Annotated in this window: 19 protein-coding genes; 10 read left to right on the forward strand and 9 right to left on the reverse strand. The window is 70.9% G+C overall.

Translation table 11 applies throughout. From position 1 onward, the window contains the following. Window positions 1-45 precede the first annotated feature (45 nt). From Q7X29_RS12215 to ppc, 3 genes are all read left to right on the forward strand, one after another. Entirely contained in the window at window positions 46-603 is a 558-nt protein-coding gene (locus Q7X29_RS12215; RefSeq protein WP_316574098.1) for a sugar O-acetyltransferase, read from the forward strand. A 56-nt stretch (window positions 604-659) separates the two neighbouring features. Then, window positions 660-1082, forward strand: a complete 423-nt coding sequence (locus Q7X29_RS12220; protein WP_316574099.1) for a VOC family protein — start codon at window positions 660-662, stop codon at window positions 1080-1082. A 105-nt stretch (window positions 1083-1187) separates the two neighbouring features. Continuing rightward, a complete protein-coding gene (gene ppc / locus Q7X29_RS12225; RefSeq protein WP_316574100.1) occupies window positions 1188-3959 on the forward strand; it encodes a phosphoenolpyruvate carboxylase in 2772 nt (923 codons plus the stop codon). Between the two features lie 3 nt (window positions 3960-3962). On the opposite strand, the gene Q7X29_RS12230 is transcribed toward ppc, so the two are convergent. From Q7X29_RS12230 to Q7X29_RS12245, 4 genes are all read right to left on the reverse strand, one after another. After that, the gene (locus tag Q7X29_RS12230) at window positions 3963-4130 is read right to left on the reverse strand and encodes a hypothetical protein (protein ID WP_218718186.1); all 168 of its coding nucleotides are present in this window, start codon (window positions 4128-4130) and stop codon (window positions 3963-3965) included. 104 nt (window positions 4131-4234) lie between these two features. Next, complete coding sequence (locus Q7X29_RS12235; RefSeq protein WP_218718185.1) at window positions 4235-4654, reverse strand: RidA family protein; 420 nt, start codon at window positions 4652-4654, stop codon at window positions 4235-4237. A gap of 6 nt (window positions 4655-4660) precedes the next feature. After that, entirely contained in the window at window positions 4661-5431 is a 771-nt protein-coding gene (locus tag Q7X29_RS12240) for an IclR family transcriptional regulator (protein WP_218718184.1), read from the reverse strand. Further along, on the reverse strand, window positions 5428-6432 hold the full coding sequence (locus tag Q7X29_RS12245) for a sugar kinase (RefSeq protein ID WP_316574101.1): 1005 nt from the start codon (window positions 6430-6432) through the stop codon (window positions 5428-5430). Before Q7X29_RS12245 ends, Q7X29_RS12240 begins: the two co-directional genes overlap by 4 nt. Before the next feature lie 193 nt (window positions 6433-6625). Here Q7X29_RS12245 and Q7X29_RS12250 point away from each other — a divergent pair, with 193 nt between their 5' ends. Genes Q7X29_RS12250 through Q7X29_RS12265 form a run of 4 tightly spaced genes read left to right on the forward strand, consistent with a single transcriptional unit; the run spans window position 6626 to window position 11648 of the window. Continuing rightward, entirely contained in the window at window positions 6626-7903 is a 1278-nt protein-coding gene (locus Q7X29_RS12250) for a type III PLP-dependent enzyme domain-containing protein (RefSeq protein WP_316574102.1), read from the forward strand. Window positions 7904-7912: 9 nt separating this feature from the next. Then, a complete protein-coding gene (locus Q7X29_RS12255) occupies window positions 7913-9529 on the forward strand; it encodes an N-acyl-D-amino-acid deacylase family protein (RefSeq protein WP_218718201.1) in 1617 nt (538 codons plus the stop codon). Then, entirely contained in the window at window positions 9526-10167 is a 642-nt protein-coding gene (locus Q7X29_RS12260; RefSeq protein ID WP_218718181.1) for a bifunctional 4-hydroxy-2-oxoglutarate aldolase/2-dehydro-3-deoxy-phosphogluconate aldolase, read from the forward strand. Before Q7X29_RS12255 ends, Q7X29_RS12260 begins: the two co-directional genes overlap by 4 nt. Before the next feature lie 11 nt (window positions 10168-10178). Next, entirely contained in the window at window positions 10179-11648 is a 1470-nt protein-coding gene (locus Q7X29_RS12265; protein WP_316574103.1) for a GntP family permease, read from the forward strand. On the opposite strand, the gene Q7X29_RS12270 is transcribed toward Q7X29_RS12265, so the two are convergent. Continuing rightward, window positions 11641-12192 (reverse strand): TetR/AcrR family transcriptional regulator, encoded by a 552-nt coding sequence (locus Q7X29_RS12270; RefSeq protein WP_316574104.1) that lies wholly within the window; start codon window positions 12190-12192, stop codon window positions 11641-11643. The genes Q7X29_RS12265 and Q7X29_RS12270 overlap by 8 nt on opposite strands. Window positions 12193-12292: 100 nt before the next feature. On the opposite strand from Q7X29_RS12270, the gene Q7X29_RS12275 reads away from it, so the two are divergent. Continuing rightward, window positions 12293-13390 (forward strand): FAD-dependent oxidoreductase, encoded by a 1098-nt coding sequence (locus tag Q7X29_RS12275; protein WP_316574105.1) that lies wholly within the window; start codon window positions 12293-12295, stop codon window positions 13388-13390. 193 nt (window positions 13391-13583) lie between these two features. On the opposite strand, the gene Q7X29_RS12280 is transcribed toward Q7X29_RS12275, so the two are convergent. Continuing rightward, window positions 13584-14558 (reverse strand): helix-turn-helix transcriptional regulator, encoded by a 975-nt coding sequence (locus Q7X29_RS12280; RefSeq protein ID WP_316574106.1) that lies wholly within the window; start codon window positions 14556-14558, stop codon window positions 13584-13586. 62 nt (window positions 14559-14620) lie between these two features. On the opposite strand from Q7X29_RS12280, the gene Q7X29_RS12285 reads away from it, so the two are divergent. Then, window positions 14621-15112: a pyridoxamine 5'-phosphate oxidase family protein gene (locus Q7X29_RS12285; RefSeq protein WP_218718176.1), complete on the forward strand. Its 492-nt coding sequence runs from the start codon at window positions 14621-14623 to the stop codon at window positions 15110-15112. Between the two features lie 5 nt (window positions 15113-15117). On the opposite strand, the gene Q7X29_RS12290 is transcribed toward Q7X29_RS12285, so the two are convergent. After that, the gene (locus Q7X29_RS12290; protein WP_316574107.1) at window positions 15118-16899 is read right to left on the reverse strand and encodes an isocitrate lyase/PEP mutase family protein; all 1782 of its coding nucleotides are present in this window, start codon (window positions 16897-16899) and stop codon (window positions 15118-15120) included. Between the two features lie 65 nt (window positions 16900-16964). Between Q7X29_RS12290 and Q7X29_RS12295 the strand changes: the two genes are divergently transcribed. Beyond that, the gene (locus Q7X29_RS12295) at window positions 16965-17672 is read left to right on the forward strand and encodes an ArsR/SmtB family transcription factor (RefSeq protein ID WP_316574108.1); all 708 of its coding nucleotides are present in this window, start codon (window positions 16965-16967) and stop codon (window positions 17670-17672) included. 279 nt (window positions 17673-17951) lie between these two features. Here the strand turns inward: Q7X29_RS12295 and Q7X29_RS12300 are convergent, their stop codons facing one another. Together Q7X29_RS12300 and Q7X29_RS12305 are read right to left on the reverse strand one after the other, a co-directional pair. Beyond that, on the reverse strand, window positions 17952-19151 hold the full coding sequence (locus Q7X29_RS12300) for an RNA polymerase sigma factor (RefSeq protein WP_218718174.1): 1200 nt from the start codon (window positions 19149-19151) through the stop codon (window positions 17952-17954). Next, the gene (locus Q7X29_RS12305) at window positions 19152-19490 is read right to left on the reverse strand and encodes a YciI family protein (protein WP_316574109.1); all 339 of its coding nucleotides are present in this window, start codon (window positions 19488-19490) and stop codon (window positions 19152-19154) included. Window positions 19491-19493: the final 3 nt, after the last annotated feature.

Here is a 19493-nt window from a genome sequence, read left to right on the forward strand (position 1 = left end):
CCGGCAGGCAATGGCACGACACCGACCGCACCTACACTCGCCGCCATGGGCGAGCAGAAGCAACGGATGCTGAGCGGGCAGTGGTACAAGGACAGCGATCCGGAGCTGGTGGGCGAACGGCACCGGGCGCAGCGGCTGTGCGACGAGTTCAACCGGACCGGACCCGACGAGACCGAGCGCCGCACCCGGTTGCTGGGTGACCTGCTGGGCAAACTGGGCGAGGGATCGTGGATCATGCCCCGGTTCCAGTGCGACTACGGCTATCTCGTCGAGATCGGCTCGAACAGCTTCCTCAACTACGACGCGATCCTGCTCGACTGCGCGCCGATCGTCATCGGCGACGACTGCTCGATCGGGCCGCGCTGTCAGCTGCTGACCGCCCTGCACCCGATGGACGACCACGAAAAACGCAGGCAGCGTTGGGAATCCGCGGCACCGATCCGGATCGGTGACAACGCGTGGTTCGGCGGCGGGGTGATCGTGTGCCCCGGGGTGACCATCGGTGACGACGTCGTGGTCGGCGCGGGCAGCGTGGTCACCCGGGACCTGCCCGACCGGGTGTTCGCGGCGGGCAATCCGGCGCGGGTCATCCGGTCGCTGTAGGGGTGCTGGATACGCTGAACCGCACGCACACGATCCCGGCATCGAAGGAGACACCCATGCGCCACGGAGAAGATCTCGCGCTCACCCACGTCATGCTGCTGGTCGGCGACCAGGACGAGGCCAAGACGTTCTATGAGGACGTGATCGGCCTCGAGGTCCGCACCGATATGCCGTTCGTCGACGACGCGCGCTGGCTGTCGGTGGGTCCGGTCGGCCAGCCCACCATCGAATTCGTCCTCGAGGTTCCGCAGATGGCGCCCGACGAGGCCCGCCGCGCCGCCGCTCGGGCCCGGCTCGACGGCGGGATGCAGTCGACGATCATCTTCGCCACCGACGACGTCGACGCCACCTTCACCCGGATCCGCGACCTCGGCGGCACCGTCGCCCAGCCCCCGGTCGACCAGCAGTACGGCCGCGACTGCGCCTTCGTCGACCCCTGGGGCAACCAGATCCGCTTCACCGGTCGCCGGAAGGGCTGATCGAGGCCGCGTGGTGCTCGGCGCGGCCGAGCACCACGGGCGTCGTGGCCGGGCGGGGCGCGTCGCCGGGTCGCGAGACGGCGACGGCGGCAATACTGTCTTTCCATGGGCGAATCGCGAATCGTGCAGGAGCAGGAAGCCACCCGGCCGCTGCGCGAGGACATCCGGTTTCTCGGCGGCATCCTGGGTGACACCATCCGCGACCACGAAGGGCCGGAGGTGTTCGACCTGATCGAGCGGGTGCGCACCGAGGCGTTCCGGGTGCGTCGCGAGGAGGTCGAACGCAGCGCGGTCGCCGACATGCTCGACGGCACGCCCACCGAGACCGCGATTCCGCTGATCCGGGCATTCAGCTACTTCGTGCTGCTGGCCAATCTCGCCGAGGACATCCAGCGCGACCGGCGCCGCGCCGCGCACGTCTCGGCGGGCGAGCCGCCGCAGGACTCCTCGCTGGCGGCCACCTACGCCAAGCTCGACGCGGCCGCGCTCGACGGCACGACGGTGGCCGAGCTGCTCACCGACGCGCTGGTCTCCCCGGTGATCACCGCGCATCCGACCGAGACCCGCAGGCGCACCGTCTTCGACGTGCAGGCCAAGATCACCGAACTGATGCGGCTGCGGCGCAGGCTCGAACCCGGCGACCCCGGCTTCGACGATTCCGAACTGCGGATCCGTCGCGAAGTCCTCACGCTGTGGCGCACGGCGCTGATCCGCCTGGCGCGCCTGCGAATCCAGGACGAGATCTCGGTCGGCCTGCGCTACTACGACCTGACCCTCTACGACGTCATCCCGGCGATCAACGCGCAGGTGCGTGCCGCGCTGCGCTCGCGCTGGCCCGAGGCCGACCTGCTGCCCCGCCCGATCCTGCGCCCCGGCTCGTGGATCGGCGGCGACCGGGACGGAAACCCGTTCGTGACAGCGGAAGTCGTGCACACCGCGGCCCAGCAGGCCGCCGCCTACGCCTTCGGCCGGTACCTGGACGAGCTGGTCGAACTGGAGAAGACGCTGTCGCTGTCGGCCCGGCTGGTCCAGGTGAGCCCGGCGGTCGCCGCGCTCGCCGAGGCCGGCTACCCCGACCCGGCCGTCTTCGCCGACGAGCCGTACCGCCGTGCGCTGCACGCGATCCGGGCCCGGCTCAGTGCCACCGCCGAGCTGGCGCTGGGCACGCTGCCCGACAACGGTCTGGCCGCGGGTGCCCCGCCGTACGCCACCCCGCAGGCGGTCCTCGACGACCTCGACGCGGTCGACCTCTCGCTGCGCGCCGGCGGTGACGCCCTGCTCGCCGACGACCGCCTCGCCGCGCTGCGCCACGCCGTCGAGACCTTCGGCTTCCATCTGCAAGCCCTGGACCTGCGGCAGAACTCCGAGGTGCACGAGCAGGTCGTCACCGAGCTGCTGGCCTGGTCGGGCGTGCACGCCGACTACCCGAGTCTGTCCGAGGCGCAGCGCGTGGAGCTGCTGTCGAACGAATTGCGCACCCGCCGACCGCTGCTCGGCCCGCACGCGCAGCTGAGCGAGCTCGCCGCCAAGGAACTGGGCGTGCTGCGCGCGGGCAAAGAGGTCATCGATACCTTCGGCGCCGCCGCCATCCCGAACTACATCATCAGCATGTGCACCTCGGTCAGCGACATGCTCGAGGCGGCGCTGCTGCTCAAGGAAGCGGGCATCCTGGATCCGGGCACCGCCGAGGGCACACCGAGCAGCCCGGTCGGCATCGTCCCGCTGTTCGAGACCATCGAGGACCTGGGCGCGGGCGCGGCGACGTTGGCGGCGGTGCTGGACGTTCCGGTGTATCGCGAGCTGGTCGCCGCGGCGGGGATGCGGCAGGAGGTGATGCTCGGGTACTCGGATTCGAACAAGGACGGCGGCTACCTGGCCGCGAACTGGGCGCTGTACCGGGCGGAGCTGGATCTGGTGGAGGTGGCGCGCAAGTCGGGCATCCGCTTGCGGCTGTTCCACGGTCGCGGCGGCACCGTCGGCCGAGGTGGCGGCCGCAGTTACGACGCCATCCTGGCCCAGCCCGCCGGCGCGGTGCAGGGCTCGCTGCGGCTGACCGAACAGGGCGAGGTGATCGCCGCGAAGTACTCCGAACAGGGCGCGGCCCACCGCAATCTGGAGTCGCTGATCGCCGGCACCCTGGAATCGACCCTGCTGGACGTGGAGGGCCTCGGCGAGGACGCCGAGCCTGCCTACGAACTGCTCGACGATCTGGCGGCCCGGGCCCGCGCCGCCTACGGGCGGCTGGTGCACGACACGCCGGGCTTCGTCGAGTACTTCCGGCAGTCCACCCCGGTCGCCGAGGTCGGCGACCTCAATATCGGCAGCCGCCCGGCCTCGCGCAAACCCACCAACTCGGTGGCCGATCTGCGCGCGATCCCGTGGGTGATGGCCTGGAGCCAGGCGCGCGTCATGCTGCCGGGCTGGTACGGCACGGGCACCGCGCTCGCGGACTGGGTCGGCGAGGACCCGCAGCGGCTGGCCCGGCTCACCGATCTCTACCGGCGCTGGCCGTTCTTCCGGACGGTGCTGTCGAACCTGGCGCAGGTGATGGCCAAGAGCGATCTCGACATCGCCGCCCGCTACGCCGACCTGGTCGAGGATCCGGCGCTGCGCGCGCAGATCTTCGGGATGATCCGCGACGAGCACGCCCGCACCATCCGCATGTACCTGGCCGTGACCGGCCACGAGGAACTGCTCAGCGACAACCCGTCACTGGCGGAATCGATCCACAATCGCTTCCCCTACCTGGAACCGCTCAATCAGCTCCAGGTGGATCTGTTGCGCAGGCTGCGCGGCGGTGACGATTCCGAACTGGTGAAGCGGGGCATCCTGCTCACCATGAACGGACTGGCCACCGCCTTGCGCAACTCGGGCTAGCCGCTAGAGGCAGACGGTGACGGTGACCGGGCCGACCGGGATACCGACGCAGACGGCGACCGAGCCGACGACGGGCTCGGCGGCGGCGGCCGAGGCGGTACCAGCGCCGACGGTGATCACGGACAGGGCGAGTGCGGCGACAGCGAGCGGGCGGGCGATCTTGGCGAACATGGCGGATCCTCGGGTAGAACGGGCGGAACAGCCCCCGCAGGGGCCGTCCCATCTCAACACGGGGTGCTGCGTGATGTCGGAGACATCACCGGAAACGCTGTGGCTCAGTCTGTTACGACGGCGATGGCGTCGATCTCGACCAGCATCTCCGCCCGCGGCAAGCCGGTGAAGACGGTGGTCCGCGCCGGCAGCACGTCACCGGTCGTGTGCTTGGTGACGAATTCACCATACGCCTGGTTCATGACGGCGAAATCCTCCCTTCGGGTGAGGTAGACGCGCAGCATCACCACGTCGTCGAAGGTGGCGCCGGAGGCATCGACGATGGCCTTGACGTTCATCAGCGTGCGGGTGGTCTGGGCGGCGACGTCGCCGGGGTGCAGGTACTCGTTGGTCTCCGGGTCGACGGGTCCCTGGCCCGAGACCTGCACGAACGGGCCCTTGCGGACACCCTGGGAGAAGGTGTGCGCGGGCGCGGGGGCGTCGGCGGTGCGCACGGCGATCTTCTCGGACTTGTCGGTACCCATGGCAGTTCAGCCTTTCCTCGCGGTGACGTCTCGGTGGGGGGCCCAGCCGAGTTCGGTGGAGATGGCGTCGGCGGTCGCCCTGACCTGCGGCAACAGCGCCAGCACCTGATCGTGGTCGAGCAGCACGTCGGGTACCGAGACCGACACGGCGGCCACCACCGCGCCGATTCCGTCGCGCACCGGCACGCCGATGCAATTGACGAAGCTCTCGTGTTCCTCGTGGTCCTCGGCATAGCCCTGCGCGGCGACCAGTTCCAGCTCGGCCAGATACTGCTCGGGCGTGCGCAGGGTGCGGGTGGTGAAGGGGTGGTAGTCCAGCCGCGCGGCGACGGCGCGCCACTCGGCCCGGGGCAGGGCCGCGACCAGGACCTTGCCGACCGCCGTGCAGTGCAGCGGCGCGGGTCGGCCGATCCGGGAGTACATCCGGACGGCCTGTTCGGCGTCGACCTTGTCGATGTAGACGGCGTCACCGGATTCGTAGGCGGCCAGGTGGACGGTCTGTCCGGTGGCGGCGCCGAGCGCGCTCAGATGCGGCCGGGCCACGGTGCGGACATCGCGGTTCTCCAGCGCGTGACTGGCCAGTTCGAACATGCGGGTGCCGAGCGAGTACCGGTGGGCGTTGTCGCGCACGACGAAGCGCTCGGCCTGCATCGTCTGGAGCAGTCGCAGCACCGTGGACTTGTGCACGCCGAGCCGCCCGGCCAGCTCGTCGAGGGACTGTGAGTCCTCGCCGAGGGCGATGAGAATGGACAGGGCCCGCGACACGCTTTGACTCATGGCCTGATCGTCCCATCCAGTGCGTCCGGATAGCGCAGCCCGGCCCACGCCGCCGCCGGCAGCTGCGCGAGTCGCCGAATGTCATGTACCGGAGGAATTTTCGCCGCGTCACCGGTGGCGGTGAGGGCGGCGGCGGCACACAGGTGGCCGTAGCGCAGCCGGGTGCGCAGATCCGCCTCGTGCAGGAGCGCGGCGAGGTAGCCGCCGGCGAAAGCGTCACCGGCGCCGATTCTCTCGGTGATCTCGAGTGCCAGCGCGGGCACCTCGACGACGGCGTCGCCGTCGAATCCGGTGACGGTGTGCTTGTCGTTCTTGACGATCAGCTGGGCCGGTTCGGGAAACAGCGCGCGCAGTGCGCCCGGATCGCCGGTGCCGAAGATCTCCTCGGCCTCGTCGGCGCCGAGCAGCGCCACGTCGGCGCCGCGGACGTGCGCGGCGAGTTCGTCGGCGGCCTCGGCGATCCGCGAACCCCACAGCGCCGGGCGGTAATTCAGGTCGAAGCTCACCAGCCGCCCGCGCCGGGGCAGCGCGATCAACGTGCGGGTCAACTGGTTCGCCGACTCCGACAGCGCCGGGGTGATGCCGGTGAAGTGCACCAGGTCGGTGCTGTCGAGCAGGCCGGCCGCCGCCCGGGTCGCGAGATCGGCGGGGGACAGGGCGCTGGCGGCGGACCCGGCGCGGTAGTAGTGCATCCGGCTGGCGTGGGCGGGCAGGTCGTGGGTGGCGCCCGACCCGCTGCCGCGCTCCTTGACGTAGAGGCCGGTCGGCCGGCCCGGATCGACGGCGACCGCGCCGACATCGACCCCCTGGCCCGCCAGCTGCGCGACCAGATAGCGGCCGAAGCCGTCGTCACCCACGCGCGAGAGCCACGCCGCCGCGACCCCGAGTTGGGTGAGCACGGTGGCCACATTGGCCTCGGCGCCGCCGGCGCTCCGGTCGAAAGACGGGGACTGCTCCAGCGGGCCGGGCCGGGCCACGAGCACGGCCAACCCCTCGCCCACGGTGACCGCCCTGGGTGGCGCTGATGTTGCCTGGGTCACCTTTTCTGCCCTTCCGTGGTTGCGGTCACTGCCTCTGGGATGCACAATAACGAGCGGAAACATTCAGTGCAACCAGCGTTGCGCATTATGCAATGTCTACCCGATATGACCGACCGGCCGGGAAACCCGCGGGCGATCGACGGAAAGGGATGCTGTGACGATCGACAACGCCGTCGTGGACGCGCTCGCCGACGAGGCGATCGGCCCGCGCGACAAGAGCGTGCCGCCCGCGGCCTGGGGCCGGACCGTGCGCGAATACCTCGCGGACGCACCGGAACTGGATCGTTGGGAAACGCCACTGCTCACCCTCGACCGCGGTCTGCTGGCGGACAACATCGCGCTGATGGCGCGCTGGACCGCGGCCGCGGGCGTCGCCCTGGCGCCGCACGGCAAGACCACGATGGCGCCCCAGCTCTGGCGCGCCCAGCTCACAGCGGGGTCCTGGGCGATCACGCTGGCCACCGGCTGGCAGGCTCAGCTCGCGCGCTCGTTCGGGGTCGGGAGGATCATGCTGGCCAACGCGCTCGTCGATCCGGCCGCCCTGACCTGGGTCGCCGCCGAATCCGCGCGCGATGCCGGGTTCGAGTTCTACTGCTGGGCCGACAGTGTCGCCACCGTCGAACTGATGGACAAGCTCCTGCGCGACACCCCGCCCAGCCCGCGGGTCCGGGTGCTGGTCGAACTCGGCGGCCCGCACGGGCGCACCGGCGCGCGGTCACGTGCCGAAGCGCACGCCGTCGCGGCCGCGCTGCGGGCCAGTGACCGGCTCGCGCTCGCCGGCGTCGGGGGATACGAGGGCGCGCTGGCCCACGATCGCAGCAGTGCGGGCATCGCCGCCGTGCGCGGCTATCTCGGCGAACTGGCCGCCCTGCACACCGAACTCGTCGCCGCCGGGGCCTACCCCGGCCCGGCGATCGTGACCGCGGGTGGCAGCGCCTATCCCGAACTCGTCGTCGAGGAACTGGCCGGACTGGCCGACGCGACCACCACGGTCGTCCTGCGCAGCGGCGCCTACCTCGTCCACGACGACGGCTTCTACGCCGGCATCTCCCCGCTGGCCGCGCCCGCCGTCGACCCCGGCCTGCGGGCCGCGATGCACGGCTGGGCCCGCGTGGTCTCCCGGCCGGAACCGGAACTGGCGCTGCTCGACGGCGGCAAACGCGACTTCCCCTTCGACGAGGGCCTGCCGGTCCCGCAGCTGGTGGTCGGCGGGGCGCTGCCCGCGGGCGCGCACGTCAGCGCGCTCAACGATCAGCACACCTTCCTGTGCCTGCCCGGCGCCGATGCCGCCGATCTGCCGGTCGGCAGCATCGTGCGGCTCGGGCTGTCGCATCCGTGCACGGCGTTCGACAAGTGGCGGCTCATCCCGGTGATCGACGACGCCGCGGCGCAGCGCCCGCGTGTGGTCGACCTGATCCGTACCTTTTTCTGACCGATGACCATGACCGACTTGCTGTTTCGCGACATCGACATCGTCGACGGCACCGGCGACCCGCACCGCCGCGGCGACGTCCTGGTCCGGGCCGGGCGCATCGCCGAGGTGGCGGCGCCGGGATCGATCGATGCCACCACCGCGCGAGTGATCGCGGTGCGGCCTGGCTCGGTGCTGAGCCCCGGATTCATCGACATGCACGCGCATTCGGACCTCTACCTGCTGACCCACCCCGAGCACTTCCCGAAGATCACCCAGGGCGTCACCACCGAGGTGATCGGCCAGGACGGCCTGTCCTACGCCCCGATCGACGACGCCGCGCTCGCGGTGGTGCGCAAGCAGATCGCCGGGTGGAACGGCAACCCAGCCGACTTCGATTTCTCCTGGCGCACGGTCGGGGAGTACCTGGACCGGCTCGATCAGGGCATCACGCCCAATGCCGCCTACCTGGTGCCGCAGGGCACGCTGCGCCTGCTCGTCGTCGGCAGCGACCGGCGTCCGGCCACCACCGCCGAGATCGACCGGATGTGCGCGCTGCTGGCCCAGAGCCTCGACGAGGGCGCGGTCGGCATGTCCAGCGGGCTCACCTACACCCCCGGCATGTACGCCGACACCGGCGAACTCGCCGCGCTGTGCGCGGTCGTCGCCTCCTACGGCGGCTTCTACGCCCCGCACACCCGCTCCTACGGCGCCGGCGCGCTGGAGGCCTACGCGGAGATGATGGGACTGGCGAAGGCCACCGGCTGCGCGCTGCACCTGACCCACGCCACGATGAACTTCGGCGTGAACCGCGGCCGCGCACCGGAATTCCTCGCGCTGGTCGCCCGGGCCCGGGCCGACGGCTGCGACGTCACCCTCGACACCTATCCCTACCTGCCCGGCTCGACCACGCTGTCGGCGCTGCTGCCGAGCTGGGCGATGTCGGGCGGGCCGGATGCCGCGCTGGCCCGGCTCGACGACCCCGCCGAACGCGCGAGGATCACCGCGGACGTGAACGTCCACGGGTCCGACGGATGCCACGGCGTCACCGTCGAATGGGAGACCATCCAGATCAGCGGCGTCGGCGACGACGCGCTGTCGGCCTACGTCGGACGCACCGTCGACCGGATCGCCGCCGACGAGAACCGGGCGCCGGTCGAGGTCTTCTTCGATCTGTTGCGCCGCGACCAGCTGGCGACCACGATCCTGCAGCACGTCGGCCACGAGGAGAACGTGCGCGCGATCATGGTCGACGCGGGCCACATGGGCGGCAGCGACGGCCTGCTCGTCGGCGCCCGGCCGCACCCGCGCGCCTGGGGTACCTTCCCGCGCTACCTGTCCCGCTATGTCCGCGAGCTCGGCGTGCTCGGGCTGGAGGAGTGTGTGCACCACCTCACCGGCAGGCCCGCCGCCCGGCTGCGACTGGCCGAACGCGGGCTGATCCGTCCCGGGCACGCCGCCGACCTGGTCGTCTTCGACCCGGCGACGATCCACGACACGGCGACCTTCGACCATCCCCGACAACAGGCACGTGGCATCCAGCATGTGCTGGTCAACGGCGAATTCGCGCTGGAGAACGGCAGCGCGACCGGAGTGCGTGCCGGTCGCGCGCTGCGGATGGACGCCACCCGAGAGGAGACCCGATGAACCCGCTGCAGAGCTCGTCGTCCGAAGCGCTGGCGGTGATCCGCGCCGACCGCGCGCTCACCGTGGTGCGCGCACCGGCCATCCCCGACCCGGTCGCGCTCGCCGAAGCCCTGGCCGGTGCGGGCATCCGCGCGGTCGAGCTCACCTTCACCACCCTCGGTGTGCTCGACGCCGTGCGCAAGGCCTCGGCGGTGAGCGCCGCCGTGATCGGCGTCGGCACCGTGACCACCCGCGATCAGGCCGAGGCCGCGATCGAGGTGGGGGCGAAGTTCCTGGTGACGCCCGCGCTGCGCCCCGAGGTGGCCGAGGTCGCCATCGCGCACGGCATTCCGGTCGTGATGGGTGCGTTCACCCCGTCGGAGGTGCTCGCGGCCGTCGAGATGGGTGCGGCCGCGGTCAAGATCTTCCCGGCACGCGCGCTCGGCCCCGCCTATCTGAAGGATCTGCTCGGTCCGTTCCCGCACGTGTTCCTGATCCCCTCCGGTGGCGTCAACTCCCACAACGCCCGCGATTTCCTGCGGGCGGGAGCGATCGCCGTCACCGCGGGCACCGAAGTGGTCGCCCCGCTGGACGTCGCGAGTTCGCGCTGGTCCCACATCGGCTCCAAGGCCGCTCGCTTCGTCCATTCGCTTGATTGAGAGGTATCCCCATGGGCGCCACTGTCGACTGGTTGCGCACCACCACCCCCGGGTTGCTGGTGCTGTGCGGTCTCGCGATCGCCGTGCTACTCATCGCCATCATCAAGGTCAAACTGGAGCCGTTCGTCGCGCTGCTGCTGACCGGTCTGTTGCTGGCACTGGCCGCCGGACTCCCGGTTTCCCAGATCGTCGGCACACCGCTGAAAGCCGGTGAGTCACTGCTGGAAACCGGCTTCGGCGGCATCCTCGGGCACATCGCCGTCATCATCGGTCTGGGCACCGTGCTCGGCGCGATCCTCGAACGATCCGGTGGCGCCGACGTGCTCACCGACAAGCTGCTGAAGACCTTCGGCGAGAAGGGCGCTCCCGTCGCGATGGGTTTGCTCGGCCTCATCTTCGGCATCCCCGTCTTCTTCGACATCGGCATCTTCGTGCTCGCGCCGCTGGTCTACGTCGCGGCCAAGCGTGGCGGGCGCTCGCTGGTGCTCTACGCCATGCCGATGCTGGCCGGTCTGTCGATGACGCACGCCTTTCTGCCGCCGCACCCCGGTCCGGTCGCGCTGGGCGGTCTGCTCGGGGTGAGTCTGGGCTGGCTGATCGTGATGGGATTCGTCTGTGGCATCCCGGGTTTCCTCGCCGCCGGCATCGTGTGGGGCACCTGGATCGGAAAGCGCGTGCAGGTCGACGTGCCCGCCGAGTTCCTGCCGCTCGAGCCGCCCGGCGCGGGCACCGGCGACGGTGCCGACGGTGCCATCGGCGCCGATTCCGTCGGCGGACCCGGCGGCACGGCCGTGCTGACCAAGTCGCCGCCCTCGGTCGCCCTGATCGGGTCGATCATCGCGATCCCGCTGGTACTGATCCTCGGCGCCACCTTCGGTTACCAACTGCTGGACAAGGATTCGGCGCTGCTGCAGGTCCTCACCTTCTTCGGCACGCCGGCGGTCGCGCTGCTCATCACCGTGCTGGTGGCGTTCTATCTGCTCGGTATCCGGCGCGGCTCGACCGTGCAGGAACTGAGCACCATCACCGCCGAATCGCTCAAGCCGGTGGGCATGGTGCTGCTGGTGGTCGGCGCGGGCGCCTTCTTCGGCAAGGTCATCTCCGCCACCGGTATCGGCACCGCGCTCGCCGACACCATGTCCGCGGCCGGGTTGCCGGTGATCGTGCTGTCCTACCTGATCAGCTGCGGTCTGCGGATCGCCCAGGGGTCGGCGACGGTCGCGATCGTCACCACCGGTGGCATCGTCGCGCCCCTGGTGACCGAGCAGGGCTACTCGCAGATGTCGATCGCGTTGATCGCCATGGCGATCGCGGCGGGCTCGATCATCGCCAGCCACGTCAACGACGGCGGCTTCTGGATCATCTCGAAGTACTTCAACATGACCGTGAAGCAGACGTTGCAGACCTGGACCGTCCTCGAGACCATCCTCTCGGTGGTGAGTTTCGCGGTGGCGGCGGTGCTGTTCGCCGTCGTCAGCTGACGGTCAGGGCGCCGACCAGTCGGCGCAGCGCGGCGCGGGGATCGGTCTCGGTTCCCGCGCCGCCGAGCCGGTGCACGACGACTCCGTCGAGATAGTCGACCAGGATCGACGTGTCCCCGGGGTCGATCCCGACCTGCGCCGCCATCTCGATCGCCCATTCCCGGAGCCGGTGATGCCCGCGCTGCAGTGATGCGTGCAGTGCGGGCATCGTCTGCGCCTCGCCGAACAGTGCGAACCTGGCCAGGGTGCGGGTCCGATCGGGGCCGGTGGCGTGCAGGATGAACAGGGCGAGGCCCTCGACGAGGTGCTCGATCGTGGCGGGGCCGAGCAGGCGGTTCAGCGTCGTCCAGTCGGTGCGGTCGCGTTCCTCGAGCCGTTCGGCGACCCCGACCAGCAGCGCTTCGCGGGTGCGGAAGTAGTTCGACGCCGATCCGCTGGGGACGCCCGCCGCTTCGTCGGCCGCGCGGTGGGTGAGTGCTCGCGGCCCCCGGGTGCCCAGCACCTCGATCGCGGCGTCGAGTATCTGTTCGCGTTTCGTGGCCACCCGGAGAGACTACACCCGTAGTGATGAACACTACATCGGTAGTCGAAGTCACTACGGCGGTAGTACGGTGATCCGGTACCTGCAACGAGGGGAGAAGGCGATGTCCACGGCAATCGTCGTCGGGGGTGGAATCGGGGGACTGGCCACCGCGCTGGCGTTGACGCGGCGGGGCTGGTCGGTGGAGGTGCTGGAACGCGCGCCGGAGATCGCCGAGGTCGGCTCGGGAATCTCGTTGTGGTCCAACGCTTTGCGCGCGCTCGACGCGCTCGGCATCGGGTCGGTCGTGCGGGCGCAGGCGATCGGGGACGTCTCGGCCGGAATTCGCGATGCGCGGGGCCGCCGGCTCTCGCGCACCGACGCGGCGACCCTGCGCGAGCGTTTCGGCGCTCCGGTGATGATCCACCGCGCCGCACTGCTCGACATCCTGCGCGACGCGCTGCCCGGGGACGCCGTGCGGACGGGCGTCTCGGTGTCGGCGGCCGAGCCCGGCGGAACGGTGGTCCACTCCGCGGGGGTGTCGCGCGCGGATCTGGTCGTCGGCGCGGACGGTATCCACAGCGTGGTCCGGCACGCGGTCTGTGGTGAGGTGCGGGCCCGGTACGCCGGGTACACCGCCTGGCGCGCCGTGGTCGACCTGCCGGAGCGGCTGACCGAGTTCGGTGAGACCTGGGGTCGCGGAGCGCGGTTCGGGATGGCTCCGCTCGCCGACGGTCGCGTCTACTGCTTCGCCGTCTACAACGCGCCCGAACACGCGCCGGGCACCTTTGCCGAGGTTCGTGCCCGCTTCGCCGACTGGCATCACCCGATCCCCGCGCTGCTGGCCGCCGCCGACGCGGACACGGTGCTGCACAACGACATCTACGACATCCCCGCACTCCCGGCATTCACCGCGGGTCGCATCGCCCTGATCGGCGACGCGGCCCACGCGATGACGCCGAACCTCGGCCAAGGCGGCTGCCAGGCACTCGAGGACGCGGTGGTGCTGGCCCGTCTGGCCGGCGAACCCGACGGCCTGACCCGCTACGACCGGGAGCGCCGCCCCCGGACCCGGATGATCGCCGCCCGCTCCGCCCGCATCGGCACCGTCGCCCAGCTCTCGGCGGCGCCTGTGGTCGCGCTGCGAGACACCGCGTTGCGGCTCACGCCCGCCTCCGTTTCGCTGCGGGCGATGGGCGAGATTCTCGACTGGACGTGCTGACCGGCCCGACCACCCGTGATCGGCCGCACGGCCGTCGGCCGATCGAGTTCGGACGGCGCTACGTGGACAGTGGGGCGTCGACTGCGCTCGGTCTCGGCGGGCGACGCGCCATGTCGTCGCGCGCACGCTCCTTCTTTGCTCGGGTGCTTCGCGTCAGCGCGATTCGGTGGCCGATGCGGGGGCGACGAGGGTCTCAGATCGATGCTTGGTAGCGCGCGTGCATGGCGGCCGCCGTGGTGGCCAGCGCGGTGCGGAGTTCGGGTGGGGCGAGGACTTCGAGGTGTTCGCCGAGGGGGAGGAGGGCGTGGGCGAGGATGTCGTAGGACTCGCCGGGAATGGTGATGTCGACCCAGCCGGTGTCGTCCGGCGGGCTCGCCGACGCCAGTGCGTCGCGGACTGCGGCTGCGTCGTTCATCAGGCGCAGCAGGCTCAGATGGTCGGCCGAGACGCGGCACCGCGCATGAACGCGCAGGATGGAGCGGGCGAACTCGTCCGCCGCCGCCGCCCAGTGCGCGGTGAGATCGAAATCCGCAGGGCGGGTGAAGGATTCGCGGGTAGGCGTGGCCGAGACGATGCGGCTCGCCCGGTAGGAGCGGATGTCGGTGTCCTCGCGGGCGACCAGGTACCAGGTGCCCGCCTTCATGACCAGGCCGAGCGGATCGACCGTGCGCTCGACGATCTTGTCGCGGCGCCGGTAGCTGATCGCCAGGCGGCGGTCGTGCCACAGCGCGTCCGCGACGTCCGCCAGCGCGGAGGTGTCGTCCGGGCGGTGGAACCAGCCGGGCATGTCGATGTGGACGCGCTCGGCGATGCGGGTGGCGCGACCGCGCAGTTCGGGCGGCAGCGCGGCCAGCATCTTGAGCTGGGCGGTGGCCAGCACGGTGCCGAGACCGAGGTCGGCGGCGGCGCCGGGCAGTCCGGCCAGCAGGACGGCGTCGGCCTCGTCGGAGGTGAGGCCGGTGAGCCGGGTCCGGTATCCGTCGACCAGCCGCACTCCGCCGCCGCGGCCCGGCTCGCTGTACACCGGCACCCCGGCCGCCGAGAGCGCCTCGACATCGCGGTACACGGTGCGCACCGACACCTCCAGCTCCCGCGCCAGCTCGGTCGCGGTCGCCCCGCCCTTGGCCTGCAACAGGAGCAGTAGCTGCACCAACCTGCTCGCTCGCATGTTCTCGACACTAGCCGCAAACCTTGACACAGGATGTCAAGGTTGCGTCGTACTGTTCGACTATGACCACATGGAGCCAGTTCACCGAGGAAGCACCGCGAATCTCCGCCCTGTTCCTGCGCAGGCACCAGGCGACCGGCAATCTGTGCATGCTCGGCACCGTGCGCGCCGACGGGTCGCCCCGGATCAGCCCGATCGAGCCGACCATCTTCGAGGGCATGCTGGTGCTGGCCGGCATGCCCCACACCAGGAAGTTCGACGACCTCGCCCGCGACCCGCGCTTCTGTCTGCACACCGCCACCGTCGACACCAAGGTCACCGACGGTGACGCCAAACTGTTCGGCACGGTCACCGACATCACCGACGAATCCGTGCACGCCCGCTTCGCCCAAAAACTGTTCGACGACAGCGGTTTCGACATCCGCGGCGAGAAGTTCGACCACTTCTTCGTCGCCGACCTCACCGGAGCCTCCACCGTCGAGGTCGACGACGACCACCTCGACATCACCGTGTGGAAGCCCGGCGCGGGCGAACAGGTGGTCCGCAAACACTGACCGCGCTAGTCGGTGTTCGCCGCCGCGAGCAGGGCCTGGATGCGTCGGTAATCGGGTGGGGTCGACGGTTCACTGAGGTCGCCCCTGACCGTGCGGGCCAGCCCGACCGCTGCGCCGAGGGCGGCCCGGTACAGGGCCGACCCGGTGCTGATCCGGCGGACACCCAGTGCCCCGAGGGTATCGATATCGGGGCCGGCCGGTGCGTACAACGTGTTCAGCGGGAGGGTCGTCGCGGCGACGAGCGTGCGCAGCGTGGTCGGGTCGGTGGCACCCGGAACGAACAATCCGTCGGCGCCCGCCGCCGCATACAGCCGTGCCCGATGGGCCGTCGAGTCCTCGTCGATGCCGAACCAGTACGTGTCGACCCGGGCGTTGACGAACAGGTGTGGTGTCCGGTCCTTGATGATGGTGATGAGGTCGGCGTGCTGGTGCGGCGCGGCCAGCCGGGTGTTGTCGCGCCCGTCCTCGATATTGATTCCGGCGACACCGAGGTCGGCCAGCCGGGCGACATAGTCGGCCACCTCCGCGGGATCCTCGGCGAACCCGGCTTCGATATCGACACTCACCAGGACCGGCAACCGCGTCAATCGTGCGGCGAGGGCGAAGGTTTCGTCCGCCGACGCGGCCTTTCCATCGGGCAGGCCCGCGGCCGCGGCTACCCCGAGACTGGTGGTGGCGATCGCCGGGAATCCCGCATCCACGAGCAGAGCACCGGAGGTGAAGTCCCAGGCATTGGGGAGAACGAGGGGGCGCCCATCGCGGTGGAGGGCATGGAAGGCATTCGAAGACACCGTGTTTCGGCCTCGCGATCGGTGTTTCGTCGCCCCGCCGTTTCCTGTGGCGACCGAGGTGTTGCCCGGGCTTGCATTGAGCGAATCGTGTGTGTCGGCGGGATGGTGTGGCTCGGCGGAGTGACTCGGGTCGGCCGGGTGGCGTGCGGTTTCGGATGCGAGGATTCCGCCGGCGAGGGCGACCGCGAGTTCGCTCCCGGGGCACCGGTGCGGTCCCGCGCCGAAGCCCAGGCCTGGGTGCCGCAGATCTAGTTCGGTCACCACGCCGTCGACGAGACGCCGGGTGGCGCGCAGCGGCGGTGTGGTGGCCATGATCAGCGCGGGCCGGTCCGCCGGGGCGCCGAGGTGTGACGCGCGGGCGGCCGCGACCAATTCGCCGGTGGCCGCGCACGCTTGGACCAGGATGCAGATCCGTGCCGCAATTCGCTCGTCCTCGGTCGGGGGCTCGCTCCCGGACTCTTCGTCATCGCCCGGGCCTCGGTCCGCGTGCACCGGACTCGCTGTCCGGTCCGGAAAGGCCATGTCGTCGACCACCGCTGCGCGGGCGGCGACGTGTGCACGGACCGGCTGATGCAGCGCTCCGGCCGGCGATGTGCCGGTGTGTGGGGAGGCATTCGCCGGCTCCGCGCACAACGCCACGAGTTCCCCCACCGCCGCATCCGCCGCCGGGGTGATCGGTTGGTGGGGTTGATAGGCGTCGGCGACGGCGCACACCGCCGTGACCGCACTCTCCGGGATCCCCATCGCGGCGAGCAGCACGCGGACATGGGCCAGTGGCTGCCCGACCCTGGCTGCGGCATCGGCGCGGAGGGCGAGTGGATCGAGTCGATCCAGCTCGCGTTGCACCGCTGCCCGGCGGCGCCGATGGACGGGGCCGTCGCAGAACCGGGGGACGTGCGCCCGCAACCACGCGATGCCCGGACTGGGCGCTGCGGGCACCGGCGGCATCGGCGCGGTGCGGAGAAGTTCGCGGACGAGCTCGGGATCGCTGATCACGCCCTCGACGCTAGGCCCGCGACATTTCGGTGGCCGCCGAACAATCCCCGCCGCATGATGGGGAGATGCCCGCCCGCGCCGCCGCCCTCGCCGACTGGGCCGCCGTCCTCGCTGACCGGACCAGAGCCCACATGTGCCTGGCCCTGCTCGACGGCCGCGCCTGGACCGCGGGCGAACTGGCCCGCCTGACCGGCGTCGCGCCCTCTACCGCCACGGCCCACCTGGACCGCCTGAGTACCGCGGGTTTGATCACCGAACGCAAACAGGGCAGGCACCGCTATGTCGAACTGGCGAGCCCCGCGATCGCCCAACTCCTGGAAACCCTGCTGGCGGAACTCGATCCGACCCCCACCCCGCCGAGGAACCTGCGCGCCGCGACCGCCGACGCGGCGCTGGCCCGCGGCCGAACCTGCTACAACCACCTGGCCGGTCGCCTCGGCGTCACCATCACCGACGCCATGACCCACCGAGGCCTCCTCGACCCGGACAGCGCCCTCACCCTGACCCCCGAGGGCATCACCTGGCTGACCGAAACCCTCGGCATCGACGAGCCCACCCTCACCCGCGCCCGCCGTCCCCTCACCCGCCCCTGCCTGGACTGGACCGAACGCCGCACCCACCTGAGCGGCCCCGCCGCGGTCCTCCTGCGCCGCCGCCTCCTGACCCTCGGCTGGATCGCCCCGTCCGGCACCGGCCGCGCCGTCCGCGTCACCCCCGCCGGAGAAGCCGGCCTGACCGAAACCCTCGGCCTGGACCTCGCCGACCTACGCTGACGCCCCGGACCCGGCTTCTCAGTCGAACACCTGCTGATCGCGGCACGCGGAGACTCACTCGGCCGCCTCCGCCGGTACCTGAACTCCGCGACGCCGAAGAATCAGCGGCACATCCTTGGCCCGAGCAGCACCAAACCTTCGTCCCGGCCTACTTCTCGCAGGGTCTGAGCAAGGGGTCCGTGGAAGCTAGACGAGTTCGATGAACCCGCACCGTACTCGCGATCGAGCGGCTGATCACCGGTGATCACCGAATTCCGGCGAGCCGGGCCGACGACGCGCTCAGGCATCGCGCAGGGAATCTCGTCGGTGGCGGAGGTAGTCGCGTTCGATGTCGTTGGGGGTGAGGGCCAGCGCGGTGTCGTAGGCGGTGATGGCTTCGGCGAAGCGGCCTGCGCGACGGAGGAGGTCGGCGCGGAGAGCGTGGTAGAGGTGGTGGTCGGGGAGGTCGATGGTGGTGAGTTCGGCCAGGGCTGCGGTGGGGCCGTGGACTTCGGCGAGGGCGACGGTGCGGTGCAGGGCGACGACGGGGGTGGGGGTGAGGGTGTACAGGTGGTCGTAGAGGGTGAGGATCTGGGGCCAGTCGGTGGTGGCCGCGGTGGGGGCGTCGGTGTGGACGGCGTTGATGGCGGCTTGGAGCTGGTAGGGGCCTGGGGCATTGCGGCGCAGGCATTCTCGGAGCAGGGCCCGCGCCTCGGCGATGAGATCACCGTCCCAGCGGGTGCGGTCCTGGTCGGGCAGCGGGATCAGGCGCCCACCGTCGGTGCGCGCGGCCCGGCGGGCTTCGGTGAACAGCAGGAGCGCGAGCAAGCCCATGATTTCCGGCTCGCCGGGCAGGAGATCGGTGAGCAGTCGAGCGAGCCGGATCGCTTCGGCGCACAGGTCGGCGCGGATCAGATCGGGGCCCGCGGTCGCCGAATAACCTTCGGTGAACACGAGATACACCACGGCGAGCACGGCGGGGAGCCGCGCGGGCAGTTCGGCGTCGGCGGGCACCCGGTAGGGGATGCGGGCGTCGCGGATCTTGCCCTTGGCGCGGACGAGCCGTTGCGCCATCGTCGATTCCGAGACCAGGAACACGCGCGCGACCTCGGCGGTGGTGAGTCCGCCGAGCAGCCGCAACGTCAACGCGACCCGGGCGGTGGGAGCCAGCGCCGGATGACAGCAGGTGAAGATCAGGCGTAGCCGATCGTCGGGGAATCCGTCGGTGGGTCCGGCCGGGTCCGCGTGCAGCAGAGCGGCTTCGGCGTGCCGGTCGGCCCGGGTCGCCTCGCGGCGGAGCCGGTCGATCGCGCGGTTGCGGGCCGTGGTGATGATCCAGCCCGCCGGGCTCGGCGGCACACCGTCGACGGGCCAGCGCACCACCGCGGCGGCGAACGCTTCCTGCACCGCGTCCTCGGCGACGCCGATGTCGCCGAAGACGCGGATCAGCGACGCGACCGCGCGCCCGTAGTGCTCGGCGAAAACCGCCTCGATGTCCATCTAGCCGCTCGCCACCGGCCGCACCTCGATCGGCAGATTGAGCACCGCGGCCAGCCGGCCCGCCCAGTCCAGGGCCTCGTCCAGGTCGGCGGCCTGGATGACGGTGAAGCCGCCGATATGTTCGGTGCCCTCGGCGAAGGGGCCGTCGGTGATCAGTACCTCGCCCTCCTTCGCTCGTACGACGGTCGCGGTGCTCGCCTCGTGCAGGCCGACCGCGAACACCCAGGCGCCTGCCGCCCGCATCTCCTCGTTCAGCGCGGACAGTTCGTCGAGGATGGCGTCGATGTTCGCGGGCGCCGGTCCGTCGGGCTGGTAGACGCACAGCAGGTATTGCTTCATGAT

It is taken from the genome of Nocardia canadensis (genome assembly GCF_032656385.1).
In the GTDB taxonomy this organism is placed as follows: Bacteria; Actinomycetota; Actinomycetes; order Mycobacteriales; family Mycobacteriaceae; genus Nocardia; species Nocardia canadensis.

What these genes read in the sequence shown, in the direction of transcription:
- Q7X29_RS12285 (WP_218718176.1), top strand. Translation starts at nt 14,621, where the DNA reads ATGACCACATGGAGCCAGTTCACCGAGGAAGCACCGCGAATCTCCGCC.
- Q7X29_RS12295 (WP_316574108.1), top strand. Translation starts at nt 16,965, where the DNA reads ATGCCCGCCCGCGCCGCCGCCCTCGCCGACTGGGCCGCCGTCCTCGCT.
- Q7X29_RS12300 (WP_218718174.1), bottom strand. Translation starts at nt 19,151, where the DNA reads ATGGACATCGAGGCGGTTTTCGCCGAGCACTACGGGCGCGCGGTCGCG.
- Q7X29_RS12255 (WP_218718201.1), top strand. Translation starts at nt 7,913, where the DNA reads ATGACCGACTTGCTGTTTCGCGACATCGACATCGTCGACGGCACCGGC.
- Q7X29_RS12230 (WP_218718186.1), bottom strand. Translation starts at nt 4,130, where the DNA reads ATGTTCGCCAAGATCGCCCGCCCGCTCGCTGTCGCCGCACTCGCCCTG.
- Q7X29_RS12280 (WP_316574106.1), bottom strand. Translation starts at nt 14,558, where the DNA reads ATGCGAGCGAGCAGGTTGGTGCAGCTACTGCTCCTGTTGCAGGCCAAG.
- Q7X29_RS12265 (WP_316574103.1), top strand. Translation starts at nt 10,179, where the DNA reads ATGGGCGCCACTGTCGACTGGTTGCGCACCACCACCCCCGGGTTGCTG.
- ppc (WP_316574100.1), top strand. Translation starts at nt 1,188, where the DNA reads ATGGGCGAATCGCGAATCGTGCAGGAGCAGGAAGCCACCCGGCCGCTG.
- Q7X29_RS12275 (WP_316574105.1), top strand. Translation starts at nt 12,293, where the DNA reads ATGTCCACGGCAATCGTCGTCGGGGGTGGAATCGGGGGACTGGCCACC.
- Q7X29_RS12240 (WP_218718184.1), bottom strand. Translation starts at nt 5,431, where the DNA reads ATGAGTCAAAGCGTGTCGCGGGCCCTGTCCATTCTCATCGCCCTCGGC.
- Q7X29_RS12305 (WP_316574109.1), bottom strand. Translation starts at nt 19,490, where the DNA reads ATGAAGCAATACCTGCTGTGCGTCTACCAGCCCGACGGACCGGCGCCC.
- Q7X29_RS12220 (WP_316574099.1), top strand. Translation starts at nt 660, where the DNA reads ATGCGCCACGGAGAAGATCTCGCGCTCACCCACGTCATGCTGCTGGTC.
- Q7X29_RS12235 (WP_218718185.1), bottom strand. Translation starts at nt 4,654, where the DNA reads ATGGGTACCGACAAGTCCGAGAAGATCGCCGTGCGCACCGCCGACGCC.
- Q7X29_RS12215 (WP_316574098.1), top strand. Translation starts at nt 46, where the DNA reads ATGGGCGAGCAGAAGCAACGGATGCTGAGCGGGCAGTGGTACAAGGAC.
- Q7X29_RS12260 (WP_218718181.1), top strand. Translation starts at nt 9,526, where the DNA reads ATGAACCCGCTGCAGAGCTCGTCGTCCGAAGCGCTGGCGGTGATCCGC.